General features: G+C 58.8%; 22 protein-coding genes. 5 read left to right on the top strand and 17 right to left on the bottom strand.

The features are described 5' to 3' along the window. Positions 1-48 precede the first annotated feature (48 nt). The 3 genes from IV098_RS00410 to epsA all read right to left on the bottom strand — a co-directional run bounded on the left by IV098_RS00410 (position 49) and on the right by epsA (position 3,633). Positions 49-1,530, bottom strand: a complete 1,482-nt coding sequence (locus IV098_RS00410; RefSeq protein ID WP_296885327.1) for a hypothetical protein — start codon at positions 1,528-1,530, stop codon at positions 49-51. A 92-nt stretch (positions 1,531-1,622) separates the two neighbouring features. Beyond that, complete coding sequence (locus tag IV098_RS00405) at positions 1,623-2,573, bottom strand: PEP-CTERM sorting domain-containing protein (RefSeq protein WP_296885325.1); 951 nt, start codon at positions 2,571-2,573, stop codon at positions 1,623-1,625. Between the two features lie 262 nt (positions 2,574-2,835). Next, the gene (gene epsA / locus IV098_RS00400; protein WP_296885323.1) at positions 2,836-3,633 is read right to left on the bottom strand and encodes an XrtB/PEP-CTERM-associated transcriptional regulator EpsA; all 798 of its coding nucleotides are present in this window, start codon (positions 3,631-3,633) and stop codon (positions 2,836-2,838) included. A gap of 245 nt (positions 3,634-3,878) precedes the next feature. Here epsA and IV098_RS00395 point away from each other — a divergent pair, with 245 nt between their 5' ends. After that, complete coding sequence (locus IV098_RS00395; protein ID WP_296885321.1) at positions 3,879-5,693, top strand: GGDEF domain-containing protein; 1,815 nt, start codon at positions 3,879-3,881, stop codon at positions 5,691-5,693. A 112-nt stretch (positions 5,694-5,805) separates the two neighbouring features. Here the strand turns inward: IV098_RS00395 and IV098_RS00390 are convergent, their stop codons facing one another. Then, positions 5,806-6,366 carry an FxDxF family PEP-CTERM protein gene (locus tag IV098_RS00390; protein ID WP_296885319.1) on the bottom strand — a complete coding sequence of 187 codons (561 nt, stop codon included), beginning with the start codon at positions 6,364-6,366 and terminating at the stop codon, positions 5,806-5,808. A 293-nt stretch (positions 6,367-6,659) separates the two neighbouring features. Between IV098_RS00390 and IV098_RS00385 the strand changes: the two genes are divergently transcribed. Then, positions 6,660-7,256 (top strand): hypothetical protein, encoded by a 597-nt coding sequence (locus IV098_RS00385; RefSeq protein ID WP_296885317.1) that lies wholly within the window; start codon positions 6,660-6,662, stop codon positions 7,254-7,256. On the opposite strand, the gene IV098_RS00380 is transcribed toward IV098_RS00385, so the two are convergent. From IV098_RS00380 to IV098_RS00365, 4 genes are all read right to left on the bottom strand, one after another. Next, the gene (locus IV098_RS00380) at positions 7,234-7,566 is read right to left on the bottom strand and encodes a hypothetical protein (protein WP_296885315.1); all 333 of its coding nucleotides are present in this window, start codon (positions 7,564-7,566) and stop codon (positions 7,234-7,236) included. The genes IV098_RS00385 and IV098_RS00380 overlap by 23 nt on opposite strands. Positions 7,567-7,834: 268 nt before the next feature. Then, a complete protein-coding gene (locus tag IV098_RS00375; RefSeq protein ID WP_296885313.1) occupies positions 7,835-9,019 on the bottom strand; it encodes an IS1595 family transposase in 1,185 nt (394 codons plus the stop codon). Between the two features lie 53 nt (positions 9,020-9,072). Continuing rightward, a complete protein-coding gene (locus tag IV098_RS00370) occupies positions 9,073-9,810 on the bottom strand; it encodes a hypothetical protein (RefSeq protein ID WP_296885311.1) in 738 nt (245 codons plus the stop codon). Beyond that, a complete protein-coding gene (locus tag IV098_RS00365; RefSeq protein ID WP_296885308.1) occupies positions 9,810-10,109 on the bottom strand; it encodes a hypothetical protein in 300 nt (99 codons plus the stop codon). Before IV098_RS00365 ends, IV098_RS00370 begins: the two co-directional genes overlap by 1 nt. Positions 10,110-10,233: 124 nt before the next feature. Here IV098_RS00365 and IV098_RS00360 point away from each other — a divergent pair, with 124 nt between their 5' ends. Beyond that, positions 10,234-10,482, top strand: a complete 249-nt coding sequence (locus tag IV098_RS00360) for a DUF6471 domain-containing protein (protein ID WP_296885306.1) — start codon at positions 10,234-10,236, stop codon at positions 10,480-10,482. On the opposite strand, the gene IV098_RS00355 is transcribed toward IV098_RS00360, so the two are convergent. The 4 genes from IV098_RS00355 to IV098_RS00340 form a co-directional block, all read right to left on the bottom strand. Next, positions 10,473-11,048, bottom strand: coding sequence for a S24 family peptidase (locus IV098_RS00355; protein ID WP_296885304.1), 576 nt, complete (start codon positions 11,046-11,048; stop codon positions 10,473-10,475). The two genes, IV098_RS00360 and IV098_RS00355, sit on opposite strands and share 10 nt — an antisense overlap. 373 nt (positions 11,049-11,421) lie before the next feature. Then, the gene (locus tag IV098_RS00350; protein ID WP_296885359.1) at positions 11,422-12,582 is read right to left on the bottom strand and encodes a patatin-like phospholipase family protein; all 1,161 of its coding nucleotides are present in this window, start codon (positions 12,580-12,582) and stop codon (positions 11,422-11,424) included. Then, positions 12,582-14,882 carry a Mov34/MPN/PAD-1 family protein gene (locus IV098_RS00345; RefSeq protein ID WP_296885302.1) on the bottom strand — a complete coding sequence of 767 codons (2,301 nt, stop codon included), beginning with the start codon at positions 14,880-14,882 and terminating at the stop codon, positions 12,582-12,584. The genes IV098_RS00350 and IV098_RS00345 overlap by 1 nt, the downstream gene beginning before the upstream one ends. A gap of 8 nt (positions 14,883-14,890) precedes the next feature. Next, positions 14,891-16,024, bottom strand: a complete 1,134-nt coding sequence (locus tag IV098_RS00340) for a hypothetical protein (protein ID WP_296885300.1) — start codon at positions 16,022-16,024, stop codon at positions 14,891-14,893. A gap of 698 nt (positions 16,025-16,722) precedes the next feature. Here IV098_RS00340 and IV098_RS00335 point away from each other — a divergent pair. Continuing rightward, a complete protein-coding gene (locus IV098_RS00335; RefSeq protein WP_296885298.1) occupies positions 16,723-17,040 on the top strand; it encodes a hypothetical protein in 318 nt (105 codons plus the stop codon). Positions 17,041-17,838: 798 nt separating this feature from the next. Next, on the top strand, positions 17,839-18,084 hold the full coding sequence (locus tag IV098_RS00330) for a hypothetical protein (protein ID WP_296885296.1): 246 nt from the start codon (positions 17,839-17,841) through the stop codon (positions 18,082-18,084). 390 nt (positions 18,085-18,474) lie between these two features. Here the strand turns inward: IV098_RS00330 and IV098_RS00325 are convergent, their stop codons facing one another. The 5 genes from IV098_RS00325 to IV098_RS00305 form a co-directional block, all read right to left on the bottom strand. Next, positions 18,475-19,488, bottom strand: coding sequence for a PEPxxWA-CTERM sorting domain-containing protein (locus IV098_RS00325; protein ID WP_296885294.1), 1,014 nt, complete (start codon positions 19,486-19,488; stop codon positions 18,475-18,477). Between the two features lie 254 nt (positions 19,489-19,742). Next, complete coding sequence (locus tag IV098_RS00320) at positions 19,743-20,429, bottom strand: PEP-CTERM sorting domain-containing protein (RefSeq protein WP_296885292.1); 687 nt, start codon at positions 20,427-20,429, stop codon at positions 19,743-19,745. Between the two features lie 1,277 nt (positions 20,430-21,706). Continuing rightward, entirely contained in the window at positions 21,707-24,079 is a 2,373-nt protein-coding gene (locus IV098_RS00315; RefSeq protein WP_296885290.1) for a S8 family serine peptidase, read from the bottom strand. Positions 24,080-24,140: 61 nt separating this feature from the next. After that, entirely contained in the window at positions 24,141-24,758 is a 618-nt protein-coding gene (locus IV098_RS00310; protein ID WP_296885288.1) for a hypothetical protein, read from the bottom strand. Next, positions 24,755-25,294, bottom strand: a complete 540-nt coding sequence (locus tag IV098_RS00305; RefSeq protein ID WP_296885286.1) for an archaeosortase/exosortase family protein — start codon at positions 25,292-25,294, stop codon at positions 24,755-24,757. Before IV098_RS00305 ends, IV098_RS00310 begins: the two co-directional genes overlap by 4 nt. Positions 25,295-25,364 lie beyond the last annotated feature (70 nt).

The raw sequence follows: 25,364 nt of genomic DNA, 5'->3' as shown, positions 1-25,364 counted from the left end.
AGCAACCCGCTCAGGAAACCAGAGGGTTGCCGGCAAACTGTTCCGCTATTACTGAACGGCCGGCGCGCAGGCGTTGCCCAGCTTGTAGCCAGTCGACACGTTGGCACCGGACACGCCGGCAGCCTTGGTGACGAACAGGCCGGTCAGATCGGTAATGGTCGGGTCACCCAGCGCAACGACCGTGCCGTTGATCAGGTCGGCGCCTTCGCTGAAGGCGCTGCCTGCAGTGAAGCCCACCAGCTCGTACCAGAACTCGTAGTCGCCGTTGATCGCGGTCTGGCGCTGTTTGGCGTCCAGGTTGGGCGACACGCTGTTAAGCTTGACGAAAGCGAACTTCTCGGTCGTGCTCGGCACGTTTTCCAGCGACAGCACGCCGATGGCGTATTCGCCCGCGGTGGAGGCGGCGGTAATCGAGGCCTTGACGTCGCCGGAACCGTTGTTCGAGCGCACCAGCACCTTGCCGCCGCTGTACGATGTCGTACCGGCGGTGTTGGTACCTGCCGGGGTCAGAGCGCCACCAGCCGGACCGGTCGCACAAGGCGTGTTCAGGTAGAACGCGTTGGACGACGACTGCGTGCCCGAGGTGCCGACACGGCGCTCGACTTTGAGCACCGAGTTCGCGGGGGCGCCGAACAGGGCGGCGCTCTTGTTGGTCACGGCGCTAGCCGAGACCACCGAGGAATACTGCTGGCGGGTCACGTTAGGCTGACAAGCAGCCGTCATGTTGGGCGATGCGGACGTGGCCGGTGCATCGTCGCAGGTGGCAGCGATCTTGCCGGCGGCAATGTCTTTCTGCTGCATCGCGAAATACAGCGGATAGCTCACCGCCAGACCAAAGCCCTGGCCGACGTTGGTCGGCGCTTCGGCGCCGATGTCGCCGATGCTCTTGGAAACGCCGAGGTTCAGCTGGTTCAGCGTGTATTCGGTGTCGGAGAAGCCGCCCTGGGGTACGACGGGCACGCTGTAGGGGTCGGTGTTGGCCGTGCCGACCGCGAAGGGCAGCGTGACGGTGCCGCAGTTGTCGTAGGTGTTCGCGGGCGCAGCGAGCAGGGTGCAGGTGCTGGCGGGGTCGGTCAGGTCTTTCATGCGCTTCAGCGTGGTCGGAATGGCCACGTTCGCGGGCTCACCGGCAATCACCAGATGCGGAGTGTAGGCTTCGAACGAACCTGCGTCGAAGGTGTGGTAGACAATGGTCTTCACGCCGTCGAGCGAAGCACCGGCGAGCGGGCCCATGGTGCAGGCGTAGGCGGCGAACTTGCCGGCCTTGGATTTTCCGGGAATGGCGTCGGTTGCCTCATTGGCAGCCGCAACGTCGCTGGAGACATAGGTGTGCAGGTCATCGGGACCCGTCACGCCGTCATTGTCCGCACACAGGGTGCTAATGGCTTTGTATACCGAAGCGGTGGGGGCGGTGGCGCCGGAAATCCACAACTGTACGGTGGTGCCGTCGATGTCGGCGGGGGTCAAGGCGAACGAAGGAGCAGCGACGCAGGTAGCGGCGACAGCCAGAGCGATTTGATTCAGTTTCATGACAATCCTTTCGGTTTGGGTATGCACCGGCTGGAAGGCTCTTCAACAAGAGCCCGCCAACCGGCAGGGTTTAAATCGATTAAGTGACGCGATCAGATGGCGTTGCGACGGCGGCGAACCATGAAGCCCACCAGGCCCAGACCAGCCAGCATCATGGCGTAGGTCTCGGCTTCCGGCACCGCAGCGGCGACCGAATAGGTCAGCGTGTTGCCCTGCAGGGTCCACAGGCCGATTTCGCTCGTGCCGCCGGCAAGCGCGCCGTTGTTGTCGAACTCGACCACGCCGTCGCCGTCGACATCGAAGCCGAACGCGCTCATGGTCGCTTTGTCCGTCGGAGTGTCGCTGCTGGTAGTCACCATATAGAACGGCAGCGCCTTGGCCTGGCCGGCCAGAACGCCGGTGCCGGCGGCGTAGCTGCCATCGAACTTGCCGGTTGTGTCGAAGATCGCCTGGTTACCGAACTTATCCATGCCGGTGCCATTGTCGAACCAAGCGGCGCCGCTGGACGCATCGGCATTGCTGGCGCCGTTGGCGACGAGGCTGTGACTGCTGGAACCGTTCACCGCAGCAAAGAAATTCACCACCGTGACGTTGCCGGGAATCGAATTCAGGGTGCCGTTATTCGGGATCGAGGCAGCCGTCAGCGAGAGCGCGGAACCGGTCGCGCTGATGCCGCCCGTGGTGGAGACAAGGCGAATATCTCCGGGGTTGGTGCCGGAGCCGTCAATCGCGAACACGTTCATTTCGGCGTTGGCTATGTTCAGGTTGGTGGTGCCGGTGAAGGTGGCAAGCTGGTTGCCATAGCTGCTCAGATCCCACGACTGGCTAAAGCCGGCGGTGTTGAAGTTGGCTGCAGCGTAATCCAGGGTGATACCCAGGTCGAAGGCAGCCGAGGCGCTCTGATTGCCGTCGGTGAGGGCGGTGTCTTTCCACTTCAGGTTCAGCAGCAGTTCGCCGTTACCGGAAAGCGTGCCGGTATCGATGGCAGCTTGAGCGGAACCTGCGGCCAGCATGGCGGCCAGGGCGATAAGTTTGAGTTTCATGTAGTGCTCCTCTTGATAAAAAAGTAAGACCCAGATAGCTACGCAGCTTTCCGCCCCCCTGAGGGACAGGCCTGCCAGCGGGTGGAAAGCCAATCGGAAATCGTGTCTGCCTCTTTGCAGACCACGCCACTTTAGGGTGCGTGAATGACATCCAATGGGGTGTAAACGGGCAAAAAAATGAGCCGGACGGCTCATGGGGGAAGGGGTAAGCGGGGAGCGGGGAGCGGGGAGCGGGGAGCGGGGAGCGGGGAGCAGTCAGCGGTCAGGTCTGAGGTTCCAGGATTGCTTCCTTTTCCTGCGCGCCCTGGGCACGCAAAAATCCCAGCGCAATGGCCTTGGCCACTGCCTGGCCGCGAGTACGGACGACCATTTTCTTCATTGCGTGGCGCAGATGGTTTTTCACGGTGAGCATCGACAGTCCCAGGATGTCGGCGATTTCGTCGTTGGTTTTGCCGTCGCGCACCCAGGTGAGCACTTCGACTTCGCGCGGGGTGATGAGGCCGGCGGGACGTTTGCTGTCGCCGTCGGCGCGCGCTTCGTTGGCGAGCACGCGCGCCAGCGTGACCAGCAGGTGCGGCAACAGAATATCGAGGTACATCGCCAGACGGTTGTCGAACGGTACGCGCACGCGCGAAAAGCCGGCATAGCCCTTGAGCTGGCCGTTGATCCAGCTCATGCCGTGAAAGGCGAGATTTTTCAGTTCCAGATCGCCCAACCTGGCGTGCCAGCCGCCGGCTTCGTCGTGCAGCGCGGCGATCAGGCGCGGTTCGCCGTGACCGTGCCATTCCTGCGCCAGTTGCTGAATCAGGCCGTCGCCGGGGTGGATGACGCGGTGGTAATGGTCGTCCTTGAAGTAGCGGCAGGCGGTAAAACGCTCGTGCAATAAATAGCCGCTTTCATCGGCCACGCCGCACAGCAGGATTTCATGCGGGATGAGCGCCTGTATCGGGCCATGCACCCAGCTGAAAAAATGGTGGCGCAAGCGCACCCGACGCGAGGCGAGCAGGATGCGCGCCAGGTGGCCGCATTCCTCATCGGTCAGTTCGTGTGGGTTGTGCATGCCGCTCCCTTTATTTGGGCGGAAAGCATAGGGATGCGGGATGACAGAGGCGTGACAGACGCAAGAATCAAGACACAAGAGACAAGGTGTCCGTGGTGAAGCAGGATGATGCCCGCCTCGCCCACGCCTTGAATCTTGAATCTTGAAGCCCGCAAAGCGGGCACCCTGGCCAGTCACACAGCAGCAACATTTTTGCAATGTTGGCTGACTATGCTTGTGTGCCCCACCCTACGAGCCGAGTCAAATTGCGCCAGCATCTGGAACACATCCTGGACAACACGCGCCTGCTGACGCTGCTGCAGCCGATCCTCGATCTGGCCGAGGGGCGCGTGATGGGCTTCGAGGCGCTGTCGCGCGGGCCGTCCAACAGCCCGCTGCACGCGCCACAAGCGCTGTTCAAGGTGGCCGAGCTGCATGGCCTGCAAACCCGGCTCGACTGGGTATGCGTGCACTCGGCGCTCAAAACCTTTGCGCTGCTGAAGCTGCCAGGGCAACTGTTCGTAAACCTGTCTCCGGGGAGCATGCTCGATGCGTCCTTTGCGCCGGCGCATATCCAGGCGGCGCTCGATGCGGTCGGACTGAAGAGCAGCCAGCTGGTGATCGAGATCACCGAAAACGCCTGCAATCTCGATTACGCCCTGTTGCGCAAAGCGGTGTCGCAGCTGCGCGCGGCGGGCATCGAGGTAGCGATGGACGATCTGGGTGAAGGGTTTTCCAGCCTGCGCCTGTGGTCGGAACTGAAGCCGACCTTCGTCAAGATCGACAAGCATTTCATTGCGGGCATCCATGAGGATCCCCACAAGATCCAGTTCGTGCGTTCCATCGTGCAACTGGCCGAGGGCGCCAACACGCGTGTGATCGCCGAGGGCGTGGAGTCGGTGTCGGAACTGGCGGTGCTGCAGGACATCGGCATCCGCCACGTGCAGGGTTATCTGATCGGCCGCCCCTCGCCCACCCCGGCGCAACTGCCGCCACGCGAGGTTCTGGCGGTGCTGCAGACCGGCATGGTCAGCGTAATGCCCTATCTGCGCGGCGCGGATGGCTCGCATGTATCGGCGGCGCGGCTGGTGCAGTCGGCGCCCTTCGTCACGCCATTCACCACCAGCCAGGATGTACTCGACCTGATGCTGCAACACCCGGATCTGCACGCGGTGGCGGTGGTGGACAAGGGCATTCCAATCGGCATCATCCACCGCCCCGCCGTGCTCAACCGCTTTATCGGGCTGTATGGCCGCGAGCTGTTCGGCAAAAAACCCTGCGCCGAGTTCATGGACCCCGATCCGCTCATCGTCGACAAGGCGACGCAGATCAACGAACTGTCGGAACTGGTGGTCAAAAAAGGCAAGGCCGCGTTCACCCAGGGTTTCGTGATCACCAGCAAGGGGCGCTATCTGGGGCTGGGTTCGGGCTTCGACCTGATGCGCGAGATCAGCGAAATGCAGATCATCGCTGCGCGCTACGCCAACCCGCTCACCGGCCTGCCCGGCAATGTGCCGATCCAGGAACATATGGAATATCTGCTGGCCAACCAGCAATATTTCGTTACGGCCTATTTCGATCTCGACCAGTTCAAGCCCTACAACGACGTCTACGGCTTCCGCCGCGGCGACGACATCATCCAGCTGCTCGCCCTCATCCTGCGCGAAAGCTGCAATGCCGAGCTGGATTTTATCGGCCACGTCGGCGGCGACGATTTCGTCGTGCTGTTTCAAAGCCTCGACTGGGAAGTGCGCTGCCACGGCATCCTGGCGCGCTTCGACCGCGAGCGTCTGGCGCTGTTCAGCCCCGATCACGTCGAAGGCGGCGGCTACCGCAGTGAAGACCGCCGCGGCGCGATGGCTTTTCATCCGCTGGTGTCGTTGTCCATCGGCGCCGTGCTGATCGACCCCGCGCACTACCACCACTATCAGGAAGTCTCGCGCGCCGCCGCCGAGGCCAAGCACCACGCCAAACGCATCGACGGCAGCAGCCTGTTCGTCGACCAGCGTAAAACCCCGTTCGGCCGCCGCCTCGCCAGCGAAACCGGCGAAGCCTGCCTGTCCGAACTGGATTGCGCGTAAGCGCGCCCTCTCTTTTTCCAATCCATTTTTTGCACGCAAAAAAAAAGCGAGCCCGAAGGCTCGCCAAGCAAGACATCAACCGGCGCAAACCGGTTGATTTCCGGAGAATGGATTACAGGCTGCCGCGGCGGCGCGAAACCATGAAGCCCACCAGGCCCAGACCGGCCAGCATCATGCCGTAGGCTTCGGCTTCGGGGACGGCGGCGGCAGAAAAGGTGTAAATGCCCTGGTTGGTCGTTTCGCCATCTGCAAAACCACGCACCAGGAAGCTGTAGCTGCCTGCAGCCAGCACGCTGTTCACGCTGACGCTCGTGTCGGCCGAGCCGGTGACCAGATCGCCTGCCAACCAGGTAGTGGGGTTGAACACGGTAGTGCCGCTGAACAAGTCCAGCTTGAGGTTGGAAATGTGGAAGCCCAGGCTGCCCAGATCGAGGTTAACCGTCACGCCCGTGCCGGCAGCGGTCGGTGCGCCCACAACGGTGAAGTTGTAGATGTCAGTGAAGTTGTAAGCGTTGCTGCCGATGGTGAACACGCTGCCCGCGGTAACGGTGGACGTGTTGACATACGGCGTGGCGCTCAACATCCCCATGTTGTAGGTGGCGTCAGCGTGCGCAGTGGCCGAAGCCATGCCCGCTATCAGCGCGAACGCCAGCAAGGTTTGAACGGATTTCATGAAGTTCTCCAAAAGCAATTAAATAAAGCAAAGGTATGGGGCGCGTGCACCGGCATCCGCAGGCGGCGCACATTCGCGCACCGCCGCTGGAAGTTCCCTCCAGTACGGCGCCAGTTTCACTGTTGAATGTTTCATGTCGTACCGATTTCAGCCCTGCTCCGCATAGCCCGTTCAGGCCATACGCCCGGGGTGTTACTACGCAACTGACCCAAAACCAGTAAAAACGGATTACACCCAGAGACCGGCCGCTGTGCCGGTTTCTTTATTGTCGTATCGTCAACAGGATGAGCGACATGCGAAAGACCCCTTCTTACCTCAAGGGCCTAGCCGAGACCCGCGCCAGGGTTTCAGCCGAGGTTCTGCGCTACGAACAGATTCTCAATGAGGTCGGCCAAGCTCTGGAAAAGGGCAGGGCCGAGCTGACCGCGTGCGACACACTCATCAAGAAATTCGACGACAGGCTAGACCCGCGGCTCATTGCGCCAATAAAGGCATGGAAGGGCAAGTACGGAAAGCGCGGTGCGTTACAGGACGCAATCATTCGCATCCTGAAGGAGCGCGCACCAGGCCCAATCACGACAACTGAGCTTGGCTGGCTGCTGCAGCTGGAGTTCAGGCTGGATTTCGTCGATTGGCGAGAGAAGAGAAACTGGCTGCACCGTTCCGTGGGAAATCAGCTCAACGTCTTGATTGAACGGGGCCTAGTGGAGCGGCTACACGACCGAACGGTCAGTACCGGCCAAACGGGCAGCTGGTGCTGGATAGGGGAAGGCTGCAAGTCTTTGGGAGACTTGGCTGCGCTGGCTGAATTGTCAGGAGTCGCTACGAGTAGCGCCGCCGAACCTTATGAAGCCGAGGAATATTCGGCTACTGACGACCTGCCTGTTTAGTCCGTTTCACTTGGGTTTTGATGACGGGTTTGTTCAGCAACTCACGGATAAGCACGAAGAACCCCGCTACACCCACAAGCCCCAAAATCAGTTTGTTTGTTTCCAGTAGTGCCGCAAGCAAGCGGTCGGAAAAGACGGACCCAAACAAAAGAAGGAACGGAACAACAAGTGCTCCGTTCAGGAAATCCATTACTGAATCCTTAGGGTCAAAGGGAGCTTCAGGATTGATTGCCTTTTTCCAAATCAGGCGGGCTACCGCAATCAGTAGCGCCATCATCACAGTGACAATGTCGACAATGTTTCCGTCCAATTGATTTCTCAGAGTCTGGCCAAGTCAGGTAAGCGGTCATCAATGCGGTAGGCCCTGCAGCGATAAAGAAGCTGTCAGCCGCTGACAAGGGATGACCTACCAGACGTGCAACCGCATCGACAATAAGCCAGATAATACATGCCACTCCGGCCGCGAAGCGTGCCCAATCCACCCAATCTACCGCGCTCATCGATTCTATCAGTTTAGTGTTCGCCACAATTTGTCCTTTTCATAAACACACTGTTCGTATAGCGAACCTCCCTCCAACTCATCTCGGCACCATCCCATTAACCGCCGCCACAGGATGCCGTCCCTTAGGCGGCCCGCTTGCCTTCGACGGCAACGGCAGCGGATGCACCAGCTCCACCGCCCGATGCCGGCCACGCGTGAATCCACGCCAGAACATCGACTCCCCGACGTTGAGGGCCACGTTCATCGCCAGCCTCAACTGCTGGCCGTTCGGCAACCGGCGGGTGTCCGACCTGAAGGCAATTTCCGCCGCGTAGTCGAGCATGTATTTCGGCTCGATGTTGAGGTAGATGCCTTTCTCTGCGCGGTCATAGCGCCAGTTGAGCTCCTCCGCCTGGTTGTTGTTCTCGCCGTTGGGGCCAATCAGCGTCTTGGCGTGCTCAACGGTGCGGTGCTCCTGAAACCGTTTTCCCGCCTCGGTATACGCCGGTGAGTTGTCGGTGTTCAGGTAGCTCTCGGGTATGGCGACAAACGACTTCATCACCGCCTCGGCGACCGGCGCCGTCTCCAGCAACCCAACGGCCACCCTGGTAGCGCAGGCACCCTTGCCACGCTGTCCAAAGCGCTTGCGAACAGTCATCAGGATGCGCCGGTCCTTCGGTAGGCGTCCGCCGTACTCCGGGTCGCTCCGGTCACCCGACTTCCAGGTTCTGGCTTTCGAGCGCCCAGTCTGCGTGAGCATGGTTGCTGTCAGCTCCTTCACGTCTACGTCCGCCTCGACGGCCCGTGAGCCCTGCGGCTTGCCGCGCTTCTCGGCCGCACGCCAGCCCGACTGGTGGGCTCCATCCATCTCTATGTCGCCGCTCACCAGGCCCACGTTGTAGCCGCGCACCAGGGCCTCGCGCATCTTGTGCTGCCAGGTGAACGCTGTGTTGTAGGTGGTGTTGAAGTGCCGCTTGAGCTCCAGCGCGGGCTGGCCGGCCGCGGAGTTCACCCACATCAGCATGCTGGCCAGAATGTCCTGCAGCGGCCGTTTGCGATGGGAGAAGACCGTGCCTGATGTAACGCTGAATGTGCTACCACAGCCGGCGCATTTCCAGCGCTTCTGCAGCGGACGCCAGTAGTGCTTGCCGATGGTCCCGCAGTGCGGGCACGACACCGTGTTCAACGACCCCCAACGCACCTCCACCATGAAGTCGTGGCACTTCTTGTCATCCCACTGAGCGACGTTCGGAACGGAAAGCGTGACTGCTTCCCGGGACATGTGCCAGGAGGCTGTGCCGGAGCGTCGGCGCCTGGGTTTGAAAGCTTCGGCGCTCATATGGCGGACTGGAGGAACTTCACGTACAGCGGCTCGGGCGCGAGGCCCAACGGCGCGCCTTCATGCTCCAGCGGCGGCTCGCTGAACTCGGCAAGCCAGTTGCGGAAGCCAGTCCTGGCCGGCTCCACCAAACCGTGGATAGGGACGTATCTTAATCCCTCGAATTCGAGGGAATTGGGAACGCACAGGCCTGGCCGTGCCGGCATTACCTGAGTGCCAGTCAACCGCACCAGGCAGGCATGCAGCAGCAATTCAGCCGGCCGCAGCACTTCAGGGGTGAACAGGAATGGCTCGGTGCGCTGGCGCTTCATCGTGTGCTCGTCGAAATGCGCTTCGTAGCTGCCACGCCGCCGGCCCACCTGGCGTATGGATGCCGAAGCCAGAGTCCTGCGCTGGATAGCTTGGCCGCCGGGTAGATGCTCGATGAGGGCGGATATCTCGGAAGCGAAGGCACATCCCTTGCGCGGGTGCGTCACCTCCGGCACGGTCTCGCTGCGCTCATCCGAGTTGAGGCCGAGCGCGATGGCCCGGGCGGTCAGGTCCCACAGGCTCGCCGACCAGCGGGGATAGCTCGCCAGCGTGTACGGCGGCGTCGCGCCAATCCCCGACTTGAACAGCACCACCTTGTAGTCGGCGATGGGGGCCAGCATCTCGTAGCCGATGTCGAGCCACGCCAGCAGGTTGTAGCGCGAGGCATCCTTTTGAGGGCCGGCATGAACACTGACGCGCAGCATCAGAGCACCTTGATGTCCCAAGTCTGGCCGAACAGGGCTCCGTCCACCTGCTCGGTGCCGCGCAGCCGCATGACAGTGCCGTCGAGCCAGATGATTTGGGCGTCGAGCAATTCAGGGATGAGCTCCGTTTCCAGCCCGTCGGTGGCGCTGACCAGCTTGGCGCACATGACCACGCGGCCGAAGTGGTGGAGGCGGTTTTCTGCGACCTTGAGCATGCCGCGGCTAGGGGGCGCGCTGAGACGTTCGGCTTTACCGAGGGGCTTGCCTCGCTGGTTGATGGGACGGACTTCGACTCGCATGATTTGACCTGAAATAATCGACACCGGCCGTGTAGTAACCGCGAATGGGCTTTTTTGAAGCATTCCATTAATATGCGGTTAATTCCTCAAAATTGAGGAAACGACAAGCAATCAAAGCATTCAAATGAACCCTCCAGTGGATTGGAAGCAGGAGGCGCGTCGGCTATTGCGCGCCCAGCTTGCCCTCAAGGACGTGACCTACAAAGGTCTGTCGAGGGCGCTGCTGTCCGTTGGTGTGGACGAGAACCCCAAGGCGCTGGCCAACAAAATCATCCGCGGCACGTTTTCCTTCAGCTTCTTCCTGCAGTGCATGCGCGCGCTGGATGTCGACGTAGTCCGCCTGCGCGACCGTGAGGCCGAGCGTCATCCGTAGCTCCTGAACGAGCCCACGACCTTGCCGAACACCTCCAGCTGCTCACGTGGGCGGATGGGCGGGTAGGCCTTGTTGCCTGGGCGCAGATAGAACTCGCCTTTGTCGTCCAGCTCCAGGTACTTGATGGTGAACTCGTTGTCGACAATGGCCACAACGATGTCGCCGGTCTTGGCGGGCGAACCCCGCTGAACGACCACCACGTCGCCCTCCATCAAGCCGGCATCTTCCATGGAGTCGCCCTTCACCTTCAGCAGCAGGGACTTGGACGGGTTGCGGATGAGGTGCTCGTCAATCGAGACGTGGCCGAGAGCGACGTCGGTGGCCGCGTGCGGCAGGCCAGCGCGGACGGAATCCACAATCTCGCGCTCGAAGAAGCGCTTGCCCGGCGCCAGGCGGCCAGAGGGGCCTGACTCTATGTAGCCCTGCTCCTGCAGGCGCTTGGCCAGAGCCGCGACGGAACCCTTGGATTTCATGCCCAGCAGCTCGCTGATGACCGCGAAGGACGGCAGCAGGCGGTGCTTGGCGTAGTAGTCCTGGAGCTTGCCCAGGTAGTCAATGTCGTTCACCACAACCTCCATTTAACGAACGATTGTTCGATGAACGGATTATAGGAGGACCGATTAGGCTGTCAACAAGAAAAAATTATGTAAGTATTTGTTTTTACTGCGAGTTAGCTGCTTTTACAGTAGCGGCAGTAACGAGGCGGGGCCTGCCGGACGAATGTCGAAGAAACGGGCTACCTTTAGACTGTTATGTGCATAAATCGCTAATAACTGGCTAATTTTAGCCTCATGAACGACTGCGGCCACGCTTGTCAGGGTTTTACGCTTCGGCCCGTCCGGCCGGGCGAGTTATACAAAATTATCACCCAACCTGATAATTATTTTTTTGCTGATAATTTTGTATAACTGGCCGCAAGGAGTGTCGCAGTTAAAACGGCTAGCTATCCCACACCGAGAACAACTCGCAATTCCACATGGCAGTCTCGTAACCATGGCGAGCCACCAAGTCAAAAGCGTCTTCGGTCATTTTTTCCAGATTTGTTGGGTACTGCTTTGCGGAAACAGCTTCTTCGAGTGAAAGCCATTTTCTCTCAAGCAACTTACCTTTGGTCGCTTCGTTTGCATGCCCGAAATCTTCGAGGCTCTTAATAGCGTCAGTGCCTATCATGACGTAAGCGCCTCCCGAGGGATTGTTCTGCAAGAAGTTGACGAATGAACGGACCCGGATGGCGCGAGTTTGGTCCAACATGATGTCGACCAAACGCTTGAATCGAAACGGATTGAGCTGGCTCGGGATGACCGTGTTCTGTAGCGGCGAACCTGCGTCAGACACAAACAGCTTATCAATCGTGCTTCCGTCCTGGGCCTTGAATCGTTGGCGCCCCACATCAAATAAGGGTTCCAACCCGAGATTGTCGTAGACCCCGCCGTCATACAGATGCAGGCGTTTGTGGTCCGGCACTACCTCCTCTGCGCTCCCTTGTGCATCCCAGTTCTTTTTCTTCCTCCACGCAAACTCATTGGAATTGATGGATAAGGGGCCTACGCCTCCAGGGAATGCCGCGGAAACTGCAAGTGCATTTTTCAAGGGGAAGGAAGGTGCCGTCGCATACCCAATGAGATAGTCCCCAAATTGACCTGCCTTAAAGCGAAATCTCTTTCCAGTCTCAGCGGTGGTCCCATTAATTGACCAAACTGGTTTGTCACCTATATCCCTCAACGCACCGCCGATTCCCCACAAGGTCCCTATTGTTTGAGCTATGACGTTGGCTCGAGACAGCAGATACCTCCAGTTGGAGGGAATCAACAATAGGCGGACAAGTGCGCTGTACTGAAGATTGGTTGTAGTTAGCAGATTGCGCACATGGGGCAGAGAAACTCCAAGGTATTGTCGCGAGTCGGGCCAGGTATTGAAGTTTGAACTGTAGACCAGTCCGGTGAACAAGCTGCCGCCGGACACGCTTGAAATATGCGTGACCTCCTCGAGTTTCCCCTGTTCCGCCAGGTACTGAAGCACCCCCGCGTGAAAAGCCGCTGCACGAACCCCACCGCCGGATAAGGCAAGACCAATCCTTGTTTTTTCTTTTTGCAGGGCCATCACTGAACTTCTCCGAGCGACACTTCAATTTCCCCTTCTCCCACAATAAGCATTAACGCCGGGAGCCCGTCTAAGGTCATCTTAAGGGCAAGGTGGGCGAGGAGCTCTACATCCATGGGGCTTGATTGCGCCGAAGAGCCGGGCGGATGTGAATGCCATTCGCCGATATACCCAACCACGTGCGCGGTTCTTCTCGCACACTCGTCGAGTTGCTCCCTCAATCCCTGTTTCCCTCTTGTAAAACCAGTAACATCGGCTTGGCTATCAGGTGGTGCCATCAGAGCATCAACGATGAAAATGGACTTGAGCTTCTGGTCAAAATACCCGAGAAGCACGCCACCGGTCTCCTTGGGGAGATGCCGCTCACGCTCGGCAAAAAACTTCGCTTGTAATCCCTCGTCGAAAACGATATTCCACCCAAGTCGCTCGCGGACTAGTGGCGTCTGAACCGGAACCTCCGCGAATGATAGGGCGCCAGTGCTATCGTCCAACTGCCATGTTCGAATTTGTGCGTTCTGCTGTGCCGACAACGTCCGAAGCTGGCGTGCCAACGTAGCCCCGTGGAGTTGAATGAGCTCATTGGAGATAACCGCCGATACGTCCCGGCACCCACCACCCACAATCAACCCACCATAGTGGCCGCTAAGGTGTTCCGCACCCCAATAGTCATTGAGAATAGCCCGGTAGTACTGCGCCTCAAGGTGGGACAGTCGCGTCGAGCGGTCCTTGTCCTCAAGTAGCATCACCGATGATTTGCCGCTGGGGGTCAAAAATACCGAAGCGGACCTAGGTGTTGAGTCTTGGGACGCTAAATCACGAGGAGCGTGCAGAGTCGTCGTTGCGTCAACCAGGAGTTTGGCCGTCGAGACGGCGTCACGAATTTCCGGCTTATCTGCATCGGTGATTTTCCCAGGCAGACCTTTTGCCGATTCGATGCCATCCGAATAATTCAGGCCTACCCCTGTGGAGACAACGTTAGCCTTGTAGTAGCCCACATGTTGGGCTTTACCGGTATGTCGTATGACGTTGTGCGGTTTCAGAATGTCGTCGTCTACATAAGTCCAGCTTCCCCAGCCCGCTCTTGACCACAAGTCGGCCAGCACACTTCCAAGCGCGCCGACCCCAGCCAGGACGCCATGAAAATCAGAGCCTTCATCTGGCACTCCGGAAGCACGCCTTGCATCCTGTTTTGTAACAGCAATCTTGATATCAATAGGTTGCGCGACTGCTATGTCTCGCCAATCATCGCTGTCCCCCTTGGGGGCTTCCTGGCTGAGGAAACGCAGCGTGTCTTTGTAAACGCGCCCATTATCAGGGCTGCTGACGAGTAGGCCGGCTTTAAGTCCTATCGAGGTAATATCCTCTTCTAGCAATAGGCCGCGAACCTCCGTTTGCTCTACCTCATCACCGCCGTCTCGTAATCGTGGAATACTGAGCACGAGCAACGTCCGGCGGCGCTCAGGAATCAAGCCATCTTCCGGATATCGGTCCAGGAGGGTTTGTGTCAGGGCACCAACAAAACTGGACCCACGCCTTTCAAATTGATTCTCAAGTTCACCGAGAGTATTGGGAAACTTTTCCACTCTGGAATGCCCGACCGGAGGCACTGTAACCGCCAGGAAGTCCACTGATAGCGCCTGCCGAACAGGCGCTTTGTCTCTCGGGACAAAACCGGCGCGGATTACCTTGAATTTATCGTGCTCGTGAAACACGGCTTCAAGATGCAGTGACAGTGTCCTGTCCGTAGATTTTTCGATGAAATCGTGCGGTAGAACGACCTCAAACTCTGAAACAAAGTAAAACTGTTCCAGAGGCTGGTCGCCTCGATGCAAGGTGCCATTTGCCGTTTCTCGAAGCCACCACAGCACTCGCTGCAGGTGCTTTTCTGGCGTCCACGTACGCTCAACCGTCTGCCACATCTCGAAGTAAAGACAGAGCGATGGCGGGTGTCTAGGGGCAACGTAGTTTTGGTGAAGCGTGTCAGGAAAGCCACGTCGTAGAGCCCACACCTCGTATGGAAGCCCGTCGCCAGGTTTATACGTCAGCGCAAGCCGTTCCCTTGGCTTTATTCCGACTTCATTTCTCGAAGGATATGTACCATCAACGCAATCGACAATTATTGCGTCCACGGCAGTGACGGCGCCTGTCTTATGATTGGTGAAATTGACCTTCCTCAACTCCACCACGCTAAGGTCCCGATTCCTCAGGCAGGCCTCAAGCAATCTGCGCGATTCCTCATACAACAAGCATTCCGGGGCTGGACTTTTGTCGCAGCGTTCACCGAAGGAAAGGTAATCCATTGCGCGCGTTATCCCGCCCGAGGCGCAGGAGTCGAGGTAATAATGGCCGCCGCTGAAAGCACCTTTTTATCAAGGCTGATGCCGCTGGATTCAACCTTGAAAATAATCGGCTCCGGCTTGTTGGCGTTGGGCTCTTCCATTGTCACCAAAAACCTTGCTCCCCCCACCTGGTCGAGATAAGTCTCGTAGCACTTTTGGGCCTGGATATGCGGGGGCTGCGTCTGCTCCCGGCCCTCCTTGGTATCGAGAATCGGCCAACTGGAACTAACCAGATACGCGCCCTCCTTGCCCTTCCGCAGAAGCTCCTCGACAAGGGGCTTAGGAATCGTCTCCTGCTCGCCTTTGTCGTCGCTAAGCGCCAGATAGCTGCAGTGGTGGGGGATGTTGTACAGGTCCCACGCTAGACGGTCATCCTTACCGTGAAATTTGGTGGTCCGCACAATATCTTCGAGGATGCTCCATGAAGAATCCCCGACCGCCAAATAATCAAACTCCGAACCCCCGCTTCGGAAGCGGACATTAAAAATTAGTGAAGCCTCATTCCGGAATTCATCATGGTCATCCACGTGTTTGATGAACGGCGAATGGCAGAAAAACTCCACGCCATCTGCCTCCAGGGTGAACTCAGGTGCGAGGTCACCAGCATCAGTAATTAGATGCTTGCGGGATTCGACCGTCAGCCCGTTTTTCTCGAGCCAGTCCTTGAGCATCTTGGGCTTGGAAAACACGCGGATGCCTTTGCCTTGCTTGAGTCGGTGGCGGGCCTCCTGCCGCCAGATTACGTACTCTTCACTTTGGTCGCAGTTTGGAGCGGTTTCCAAAATTACGGCCGCCGGCACCCACAAGGTATCAATCTTGATACGGCCATTACCCTTGTATTTCTCCGCATGCTCCAGCTCGAAAAACTCGACGCTGTTTTCGATGTGGTCTTTGTCACAGTGGGTGAAGGCGACAACATCAAACGAGGTTTTGCCGGCCGCCTTAAGTTCTGCTTTCAAGCGGTCCTTTAGATTGATTTCGGGACCTTCCCCTTCTTCAGTTTTTTTCTTGTGCCGGAAATCGAACAGAATCCGCTTGCCGTTCTCCAGAATAATCTGGCTCGTATCGCCGTTTCCAACGGGATAAAAAATCACTTGATGCATAACACCCTCTCCGCCCAATTTGGGCAAATACGTAACCGCTCCGCTAAACCTCAGCAGAACACATAGCTATAGGGATGGATGGCGAGCCGAAGCCCGCCATCGTCTTACTTAGCGCTTTTTGGGCTTTTTAGGGCTCACAGGAACCCTTACCCGCTCGGTTTCAGTCGTCTTGGGGTGGGTCTTGGCGTAACCATCGGTTACGAATTGACCGGTCCCAGAGTCCCGATTCACCTTCTTCGTGCTCGTTTTCTGAACCATGATTGGTTCCTCCATTACACGGTTGATGACATGGGGATGGGACTTTAGGCATACGATTTGCACTATTGACGGGGGCGTTACACCAACGTACATTGCGCTTCGAACCAACGGGCCTTAGGGTCCACCAGGTCCTGAGTGACGCCAATCGCCCAGGACCTACCCCGCTTCCCCAGAACACTACATCTTGTGCTATTCCTGAGTTGAATCCCATTTTATGGGCCGGACTTGGCGTGTCAACCAGGTTTTTGATAAAAACCAAACAGTCAAATAAAAGTTATTTATAACAAGGATTTGTCTGTAGGCGGCGCTTAATATTTGAGCAGCCATAAATGGCAGCTTGGCGTGAAATCTGGGGTTTCCCGCGCGCCAACATATATAGCTACTGGGGTGCAGCCCTCTGCTCCGAGAAGTAGTCTGCTCCGACTGACTCTGCTTTAGATATGCCCAGCCACGTTTATATCAAAGAGCGGCGCGATGGTGCGCGCCGTGAAAAAACGCCGTACCAAGCCATTGATTTCTGGGTGAAAGCCTCCGGCGCCGTTCGTGTCCGTGTTCCCGTAGGAAAGAGCAAGGGTCTGACCGTGGAAGCCTGGCAACTGCCGGATGGCCGCATCGTGGACGCCACCCTGATAAGCGACGAGGACGTCGAGAGCCGGGAGGTCATGGGACGGATTGCGGACGCCTTGGTAAAGAACCAGTCGCCTGACAACCTGAAAGAACTGGAAAAGCAGCTCAGGGACAGGGCTAACCGGGAGTAACCACCCCAGCGTGCGGCGAAGGCTGCATGCTGACGCCTAGCTTCGGCAGGGGGATTGGGAAGGGTTACTCCTGTTGGTTTTCTGGCGCTGGCGAGCTATGCAAAAGCCCGAGTGGATTTATCAGCCCAGTGATTATGAATTGCAGCGCAAACGGTGGAATCAGGAAGAATGCGGCAAATATCCACGAATCCGAACTAAATAATCCCGATTCGAATACTGCGGAAATCACTGCGGCCAAGCCCCCTAACCACCAGACGATTAACGCTCTTCTAATTAGTTCTTTCATTACGGCCCCAAAGGACAATGGATAGCCCATGTATAGCTACCATGCCCCTAGTCCGAGCTACCTTTAGCCAGGCAAACAGGAAGTAAGGTTTTCCAGGGAATGGTTGGTCGCACCGGCGGCCGGCGAACGCGATTTACAAAATCTCAGTTTAAAACGCCGTAACTCATTGATTCTGAATCGAATGGGTCAGTTGCGTAGTAACACCCTACGCCCGAAAAAAACGGCCCCCGAAGGAGCCGTGAACGATAGGCAGGAGGGACGTCCTGCGGGTATTGCCTGGTGGGCTCGCCTGTTACACGCAACCATTTGAGATCAAGTGTGACGCAATGGTCGCGTCGAGATTGGCGAAGCTTTACAGGGATGGAAGTATCCGCTGCGGATGTTGCAAGCCCATGCGGGCCACCCACCGGCCTGCGCATTCGGGCCATGCGACTTCCCGCTCACTGTCATCAAGCGCTCACTTTGGAAGCTGAAAATCGGCCCATTCAAACAAACCATCAGGGATGACGATCATGGACACACTTGACGACACACTGGAAATATCCGATACCCAGGCCGACCTTCTGGCCGCAGAGGCGCTGCACGAACTGGGTGAAATCCCGCTCGACGAAGCCGACGAATATGCCGATCAATGCGATTACGCAGGCTGCTATCCGTGGCTGGCCGATGTCATCCATTCGCACCCGCACGACACCGCGGCCCACATGGCCATGCACGCTGCCAGCCCGGCCGACGATGACAGTTTTTTTACCTGTTGATACGCAAGAATGAATCGGCGAAGCTGAAATCGCCGGAAAAACTCGGCAACGCGACGCCCCGCAGCGTCGGAAATTTTTACAGCATGCACTCAGCATGCCTAGGCGTCCGCCCATCTTGCAGCACCCGCAACAAAATTATCCGTTTCGCCTCAATCACCTGACCATCCCTGCCGCAGCTCTGGAACGGAGTTTGCTTTTCAAGCGCCTTGGCACCGACAGCGTCGGCAAGCCAAAAAAAGACCCGCCAGGAGGCGGGCCAAAGATGCGCGTGAACGCAACCGGTCGGTGATTCCCGGCGACAGGAGTCGCCGGAATCCACCCAATATGTCTGGCCTAGTCAGCCATTATCAATTTGATGCATGACCACATTGTTAATTTCGATGTGATCATTCAAAGCGCAGCGCGTCGGCGCGCTGCAAATCCTACGAGGCCCAAGCCGGCCAGCATCGTGGCGTAGGTTTCGGGCTCGGGCACGGCCGCCGGAAAGGCGTTGACGTAATCGTAGCCAGAGGTGGCGCTGATGGCAGTGAAACCGGAAATGGCTTGGCCATTCTCGTCGCGCACGTTGGTGATTCCCCCCCAGGCGATGGTGTGGCGCAGGTCGGCCTGCCCTCCCGCGAGGATGTCGCCGCCGCGGGATGCGGCGCCCAGCACGCTGGACCAAGTTTCGCCGTTGAGGCTGATGGACAGCGTATGGCCGAACGGTACGCTGATGTTCATCACGTAGTTGCCCGGCAGATCGCCGAAGCAGCTGAAGTTGTAAGTGGTTGACATAGAGCAAGACTGATCGAGCGTGATGCGGCCCAGTTCGTTGCCTGTGGTGGTGTCGCGTGCAACGAAATCGGCATGCCAGCGCGAGCGCCCTTCACTGCCGCCGGCATTCAACGGGTAGAGCGGATCGGGGGTGGCGTAGGCATAGGCGCTTAAGGGGCCGCTCATGTTGAAGTGCAACGTCATCGACGTCGTCGCGAACACCGCCGCAGAGCCAGGGAACCCGATCACGAAGCTGTCACCCAGGGCGGCGCGAGCGTTCGCGCTCCCCGCGAAGGTCTCGCTGTAATACGGCTCTGGATCCCGCAAGGAACCGGTGACCACAGTCTCCAGGTGCAACCCGTTCATGTCGGCGCGCGCGAAGGCCTGGGCATCCACCATTGCAGAGCTGGCGCCAAGGTCATTGACGTGCTGCCGGTTCCGCAGGCCGGAATGGTCCGAGCTGATCTCCACTGGAGTGGGGCCGGAGTCAGAATAAATGTGATACCCGCCCAGGCCAGGATTGCCGCTGGTCGAGGCGTAGGCGTAAAAAGTGACAGCTTGCGCCGAACCGGCAACACTGGCCAGAATCAGACCAGCCAGCAGCAGGGATTGACGAACACCAATTTGTTTTACATTTTTCACGCGCTTCATGTCGTTTCCTTTTATTTAATTGTTCAAGACAAGCCCAGCACTTCACTATTTATTTTTGGTTGTATCGCCATCCCTGCCTGGGCATACGCGCCAAGCAGGCACAGCTAGCCAGAATCAGACCAAACACATCATTCGTTAAATTAATTGGTTTTTTTATCTTCAATCATTTTTGTTTATGCGAACAACCAAAAAATCGGGCCAGAGCGCTTGTTGCACCCGGCCCGTTTGCGCTCGCGATTCGCTATCGGGCCCGCTTATGCAGTACGGCGACGAACAACAAAACCGATCAGCCCCAACCCGGCCAGCATCATGGCGTAGGTTTCGGCTTCGGGAACCGGCGTCGTGACAAAGTTCAGACCGACGAATTTCTTTTCCACGAAGGCCAGCGAGTTCGGGATGCTGGTGGACGCCAGCAACAGGTTTTCGACCGTGACATTGATCGTGTTCGCGGTATTCCATGCCGACAGGTCGGTCGAGGTTTGCGCGATCCAGTTGTCGGTGGGGACACCCACATGGGTGAGCGGGTTTGCGGGCGTCAGGCTGGTGGAAATATCGACCAGCGGGTTGGACACGTCGAACAGACGAACCTGGCCGGTTACGTCGACCGATCCACCCGAACCCAGCATCAGGTAATCGCCTTTTTCGGTGAAGCCGAAATTGGAAAAGGAATAGCCCTGGTGTGCCGTTGCCTGTACGTTGATGGTTTCATGGGTAAAGCCAATACCCGCGCCATTGGACGACTGGGCAAAGAAGTCCGTAGGGGTGAAATACAGGGTGTCGCCCGCCACATGGGCAGTGCCGAACAGTCCCAAATCGGCGTCGTCGAAAGTGAAGTCGAGGGTCGTGCCGGACAGGGTGACGGAGGCAGCAAAAGCTGCGCCGGTCACGGTTTGGCTCAGCAAAATGATGCCGGCAGCCAGTTTTTTGTTCACGCGTTTCATGGATAACTCCTCTTTGTTAATCGGTTGGGTCAAGCCTGGATACTTGGTCCAGTTTTTCTCGCAAATCTCCGCCGTCGTCTTGCCGCTATCGTTATTACGTTATCGTTTTAACTGCCCAGCCTTGCGGCGCTGCCTTAATGCACCGCCCTGCAGCTGTTTAGACCATCCGTCTGTTGCACACGCGCGCCATTCACAAGACGAAATAGCGCCCGAGTCAACACAACTCAGCGCACGCCAGGGGATTTGCAAAAAAACACGCAACGCCGGACTGGCGTGCGCATGAGATATCGCAGGGCAAAACGCCCGGCGAAACAGAAATGGACAGGGCACGGGAGATGCCCCTTCCTGACGTCCAGGCTGCGACGTCCACTGCTATTCACGCGCACTGCTTGCTGCTTTATTTTGCTGACTGGAATGCGGCGCCTCTATGTGCCCCTGCATCCCGCCGCTTTTTTAACTGCTTTGGGTACCACTTGTTATATGCCTTGCGGCTTGTCTCCTCCTGCCCGCTTCCCAAAATAAAAAGGGAATTTCGGCTCAGGGGCACGTCGCTACGGGATCTGCATCAGGAACTTTGGCGCAGCGCCGTTTCGGCGTGCACATGAGATATCGCCGAGGCAAGCTCAACGATCACAGGATAGTGCAAGCCCAGATTCAAGCCTGCACGGACATCCAGACTGCAGACGCCCTTTACTGCTTTTCACGCGCACTATTTGCTACTTATATACAAGCTGGTCATCGATACGGTGCGTTCTTCGACGCACTCAAATCCCGCCGCTTTTTGTACTGCCTGGGTACTCTTTTTGTACTACTTGGGCACTATAGTCGCGACTTATCTAGACCGCAATACCCATAACAAAGTTTTATTAAAGTATTTCCATTTTCCACCGGGGCGCCTTTCTGTCAACCACCCAGAAAAACAATCTCAAGCGTACGAAGAAACGAAATCGGCAACAAAGAGATCGCGCAACGTCGTTTCGACGTACGCGTGAGATGTCGTTGCAAGTCTTCCAACGACCACAGGTTCGGGCACATTCCTGGGAGAGAACCTGCCCTGGCATCCGGGCTGCGATGCCTGCTGCTTATTCACGCGCACTGCCTGTTACTTTATTTATGACTGCCTGACTTCATGGCCGCAGCGCCCCGAATCTTGTGTTCGATTGCTTCTGCGACTGTGGAGAATCATATCGACTGAATATTGCAATGCGTCGTGCTGGAACTCCCGTTGGCATGAGCTTTTCGGCTCATGCCAGAAAGCCGAAAACCGCAGTCTCCCCTCAGACCAGACGCTTGCGCATGGCCGCCAGCAAGCCGCCGCCCAGCAATAGCAGGGCCCAGGGCGGTAGCGGCACATCGCCATCGTTGCCGCTGCCGCTAGCTGCCGCCACGCTGAAGGTTTGCATGACGGCAGGCGCAGCGCTGGTTTGACTGTCGCCCGCCTGGCTCGCTTCGAGGGTGCACAGACCCACTGTCAGCAGACTGACGGTGTGGCCACTGACGCTGCACACCGCAGGGGTCAGCGAGGCGATGCTCACGGGCAAACCGGAACTGGCGCTGGCGGCAACGGTGAACGGTGCGATTTCCAGGGTCTGGCTGGCGATGGGCGGGAAGCTGATGGTCTGGGCGAGCGAGGTTACGCTGAAACTCTGCGTCACGCCGGGCGCCGCACCGTACCCCGAACCGCCGGGCTGGCTGGCCGCGAGCGTGCAGGTGCCCGTGGCGATCAGGCTGACGACGTTGCCCGCAACCGTACAGATGGTCGGGGTCTGGCTGCCGAAGCTCACGCTCAAGCCCGAGCTGGCGGTGGCGTTCAGGTTGAATGCGCTGTTCACCGGCATGTCGTCGAGGGGCGCAAAAGTGATGGTCTGCGCCTGCAACACACTCCAGGCGAGGCTGAGCGCCCCGCTCGCTGCCGCCTTGCCATCGACCGCAATGCGGTAGACCGTGCCCGCAGTCACAGCGAGCCCGATCCCGCTGGCGTTGCCGGCCGAGCCGTCATTGTCGTTGGCAGAGACGGCCTGCAGTGTCGATACGCTACCACCGGTGTAGACCGCCAGCAGGGTATCGATGCCGCTGCCGTGCGTGTCGAGACTGAGGGTGCCGGATACATCTGCCGTCCATTGCCACCACACGGATTTTCCGCCGCTGACGGCTGCATGCACGGGTTCGTCCGATTCCTGTGTCGCGTTCAAATTCCAGCCATTGACGCTGCCGCTGCCGCCGCTGATGACCGTGGCGGCAGCAAACGTATCGTTGACCGGCGCGCCCTGCGCGGCGAGCACGTCGACCCGTGGCTTGACCAGGCTGTTGCGCATATCGGTAACGGGCTTGCCATTTGCGGTGAGGCGGCCCAGGCGGCTGACGGCGGTATCGCCAGGGAATGCCTGTGCCAACAGGGCAACCGCGCCGGTAACGACCGGCGATGACAGCGACGTGCCCGCGACCGTGGCGCCGGCCACCGTGGTCAGCGCGCCGGGCGCGAGCAGGGTCAGGAAACTGGCGCTGTTGGAAAAGCACGCCACCTTGTCGGCCGCGCTGGTGCTGTCGGTGCAGTCCGGCTCCGGCGATGTCCAGGTGCGCGCGCCCACGTTGGCGTCATAAACCGCGCCCACAGACACCGCTTCGGGCGTGCAGGCCGGATTGGAAATGCCGTCCGAATAGCCATTGTTGCCGCTGGAAACAATGCTGAGGATGCCATCGTTGCGGGCGTCGATAATGGGCTGGCGGTAGGGATTACTGAACTTGCTGCTGCAACTGCTGGTGTACTTGGCCCCATCGCCCAGGCTCATGTTGATTGCCACGATGTTGTAGGCCACACGATTGGCAATCGCCCAGTCGATGCCTTCGATGACATCGACGCTACTGGCCGAGGTGCCGTCGAAGACGTCGATCGCAATGATGCCAGCACCCGGTGCAACGGCCGTTGCGGTGCCCGCCACCCAGGTGCCATGGCCGTTGGCATCGCGCACGTTGTCTTCCGGCGCGGTATCGAACGCCGCCACCACGCGACAGCCGGCCGGCACGCCGGGCGCGGTACAGGAACCGAATTCAGCGCGGCTGTAGTCCAGGCCGGTGTCGAGAATGGCAATGGCGCCTCCGCTCCCGTTGCGCCCCATCGTCTGGTTGACCTGCGGCTGCCCGATCAGCGGCAGCACTTCGGCCAGTTGCGCATACAGCACGGTGTTTTCGTAGACCGCCGCGACCTCGCCGCGCGCCAGCAAACGCAGCAGCGCCGCATGATCGCGCAGGTGCAGGTAGGCCATCGGCAGATGGCGAAAGTCGCGCCGCAGTTCAACCTCCGCAAGCGGCAGTTCCGCCAGCACCCGCGTCTTCAGTGTGCGGTAGCGATCCACGCGCAGCTGCGTGATGGCCGCATCTTCCTTTTGCAAGGCACGCAGGCTTAAGCGCGCCGCGACCTCGGCATCGATGGCGGCATCCTCGAACAACACCAGCACATCGCTGATCTCGCCCGCCTGCAGCTTGCGCCAGGCTTCCGGCGCAATCTTGTCGGCAAAGGCTGCGGGCACGTCGCCTGCGGCAGCCCATGCCGTCCGCAGCGGAACAAACGCCAGGACCAGCAGCAGGAGCGCAAAAAAGGCCAGACGCACAGCGCCGACAGGCCGCGAACGTGAAATAAAGCGTAGATTCATCGGCGCAAAACATAAGCGCTCTGTATGACAGGCATACGACGCTACGGCCTGCGCCTGCCATTCAATCCTTGCGCGCAAGAACAAAGCGGTCGAACCCGCGATGCAGCTGCGCCGCGGCAAACGCCATCGCCAGACTCAGGGCAAAGCGCCCGCCGCCATCCATGACGCGCATCCAGTCGACCCGCCACGAGGCCGTGTCGGCCACCGGATCGAGCGTATAGCTGAGCAAGTCTGTAACCGAACTCGCCAGCACCAGCGGCACATCGATCGCTTCGAGCAGCAACAAAAAAGGCAGGCTCAACAGCAGCCGTACCCCTCGCTTCCGCCAGCCGGGCAGCGGCCAGACCAGGACAGCCGCGCCCAACACCAGCGGATGAATCAATGCGGCATACATCGGCGTCGAGGCATCCACCGTCAAGCCGGCCGGCAGCATCTGCCCCTGTACCAGCAGCGCATTTTGCGTGATCACCTGCGTGTCGAACACATACTCGCTGCCCAGTCCGATGCCGAAATGCAGCACCGCAAAATCCGGCAACGCCCAGCCCAGCACCCGCTCGTACACGGGCAGCCAGAAATCGGCGTAATACCAACCCCACGCCCACGCCGCCCACAGCAGAACCGGCAGCCAGAACAGCATCCGCAGAATGATGCCGGTCACGGCGGAACGCGTCGCGCTCACGGCGTGCGCCGCAAAAACAGCAGAAAGAAAATCAGGCAGCCCGCCACCAGCAATACCGGCAACACCGTGCCATGCAACACCCCGAACCAGTCCCGGTGATGCAGGAAGGCGTGCCACAGCACGATGATGCGCGCCTGATTCAGGACAAACACCAGCAGCGTGCCGGCGCCCAGACCCAGCAGACGGGTGCGCCAGGCAAACGGGTAAGCGATGAATGCCGCCGCCAGCAGAAACAGCGTCTCCATCCCCTCGCAGCCATTGAGAATATTCAAACGCCCCGCTGCCGCGACCAGACGATGGCTCTCGGCATGGACCTGAAACGCCGGCCATAGCCAATCGATCACCCAGGCTGCAGGACGAACCGTCAGCTGGTCGATGATCAAGCGCTCCAGCCAGCTGCCACGGCTCATTTCCCATGCGTATTGCAGCGAAAAAAATACCGCCAGAAATATCAGCAACACGCGCAGGGGCTGTCTTCGCTGCGCTTCCGCGCGCGCCCCGGCTTCGATGAATTCGGCATAACTCGGAGGATGCATCCGCCGATGCTAGCGCGTCCATGTTGTCGGCTTGTGGCAACCGCAAAAAAAACGGGCGGCCCGGAGGCCG

The sequence above is a fragment of the Thiobacillus sp. genome (genome assembly GCF_018780105.1).
Classification (GTDB): Bacteria; Pseudomonadota; Gammaproteobacteria; order Burkholderiales; family Thiobacillaceae; genus Thiobacillus.
Note: the sequence above shows the minus strand (reverse complement) of the source record. Positions and strands in the feature narration are given on the sequence as shown.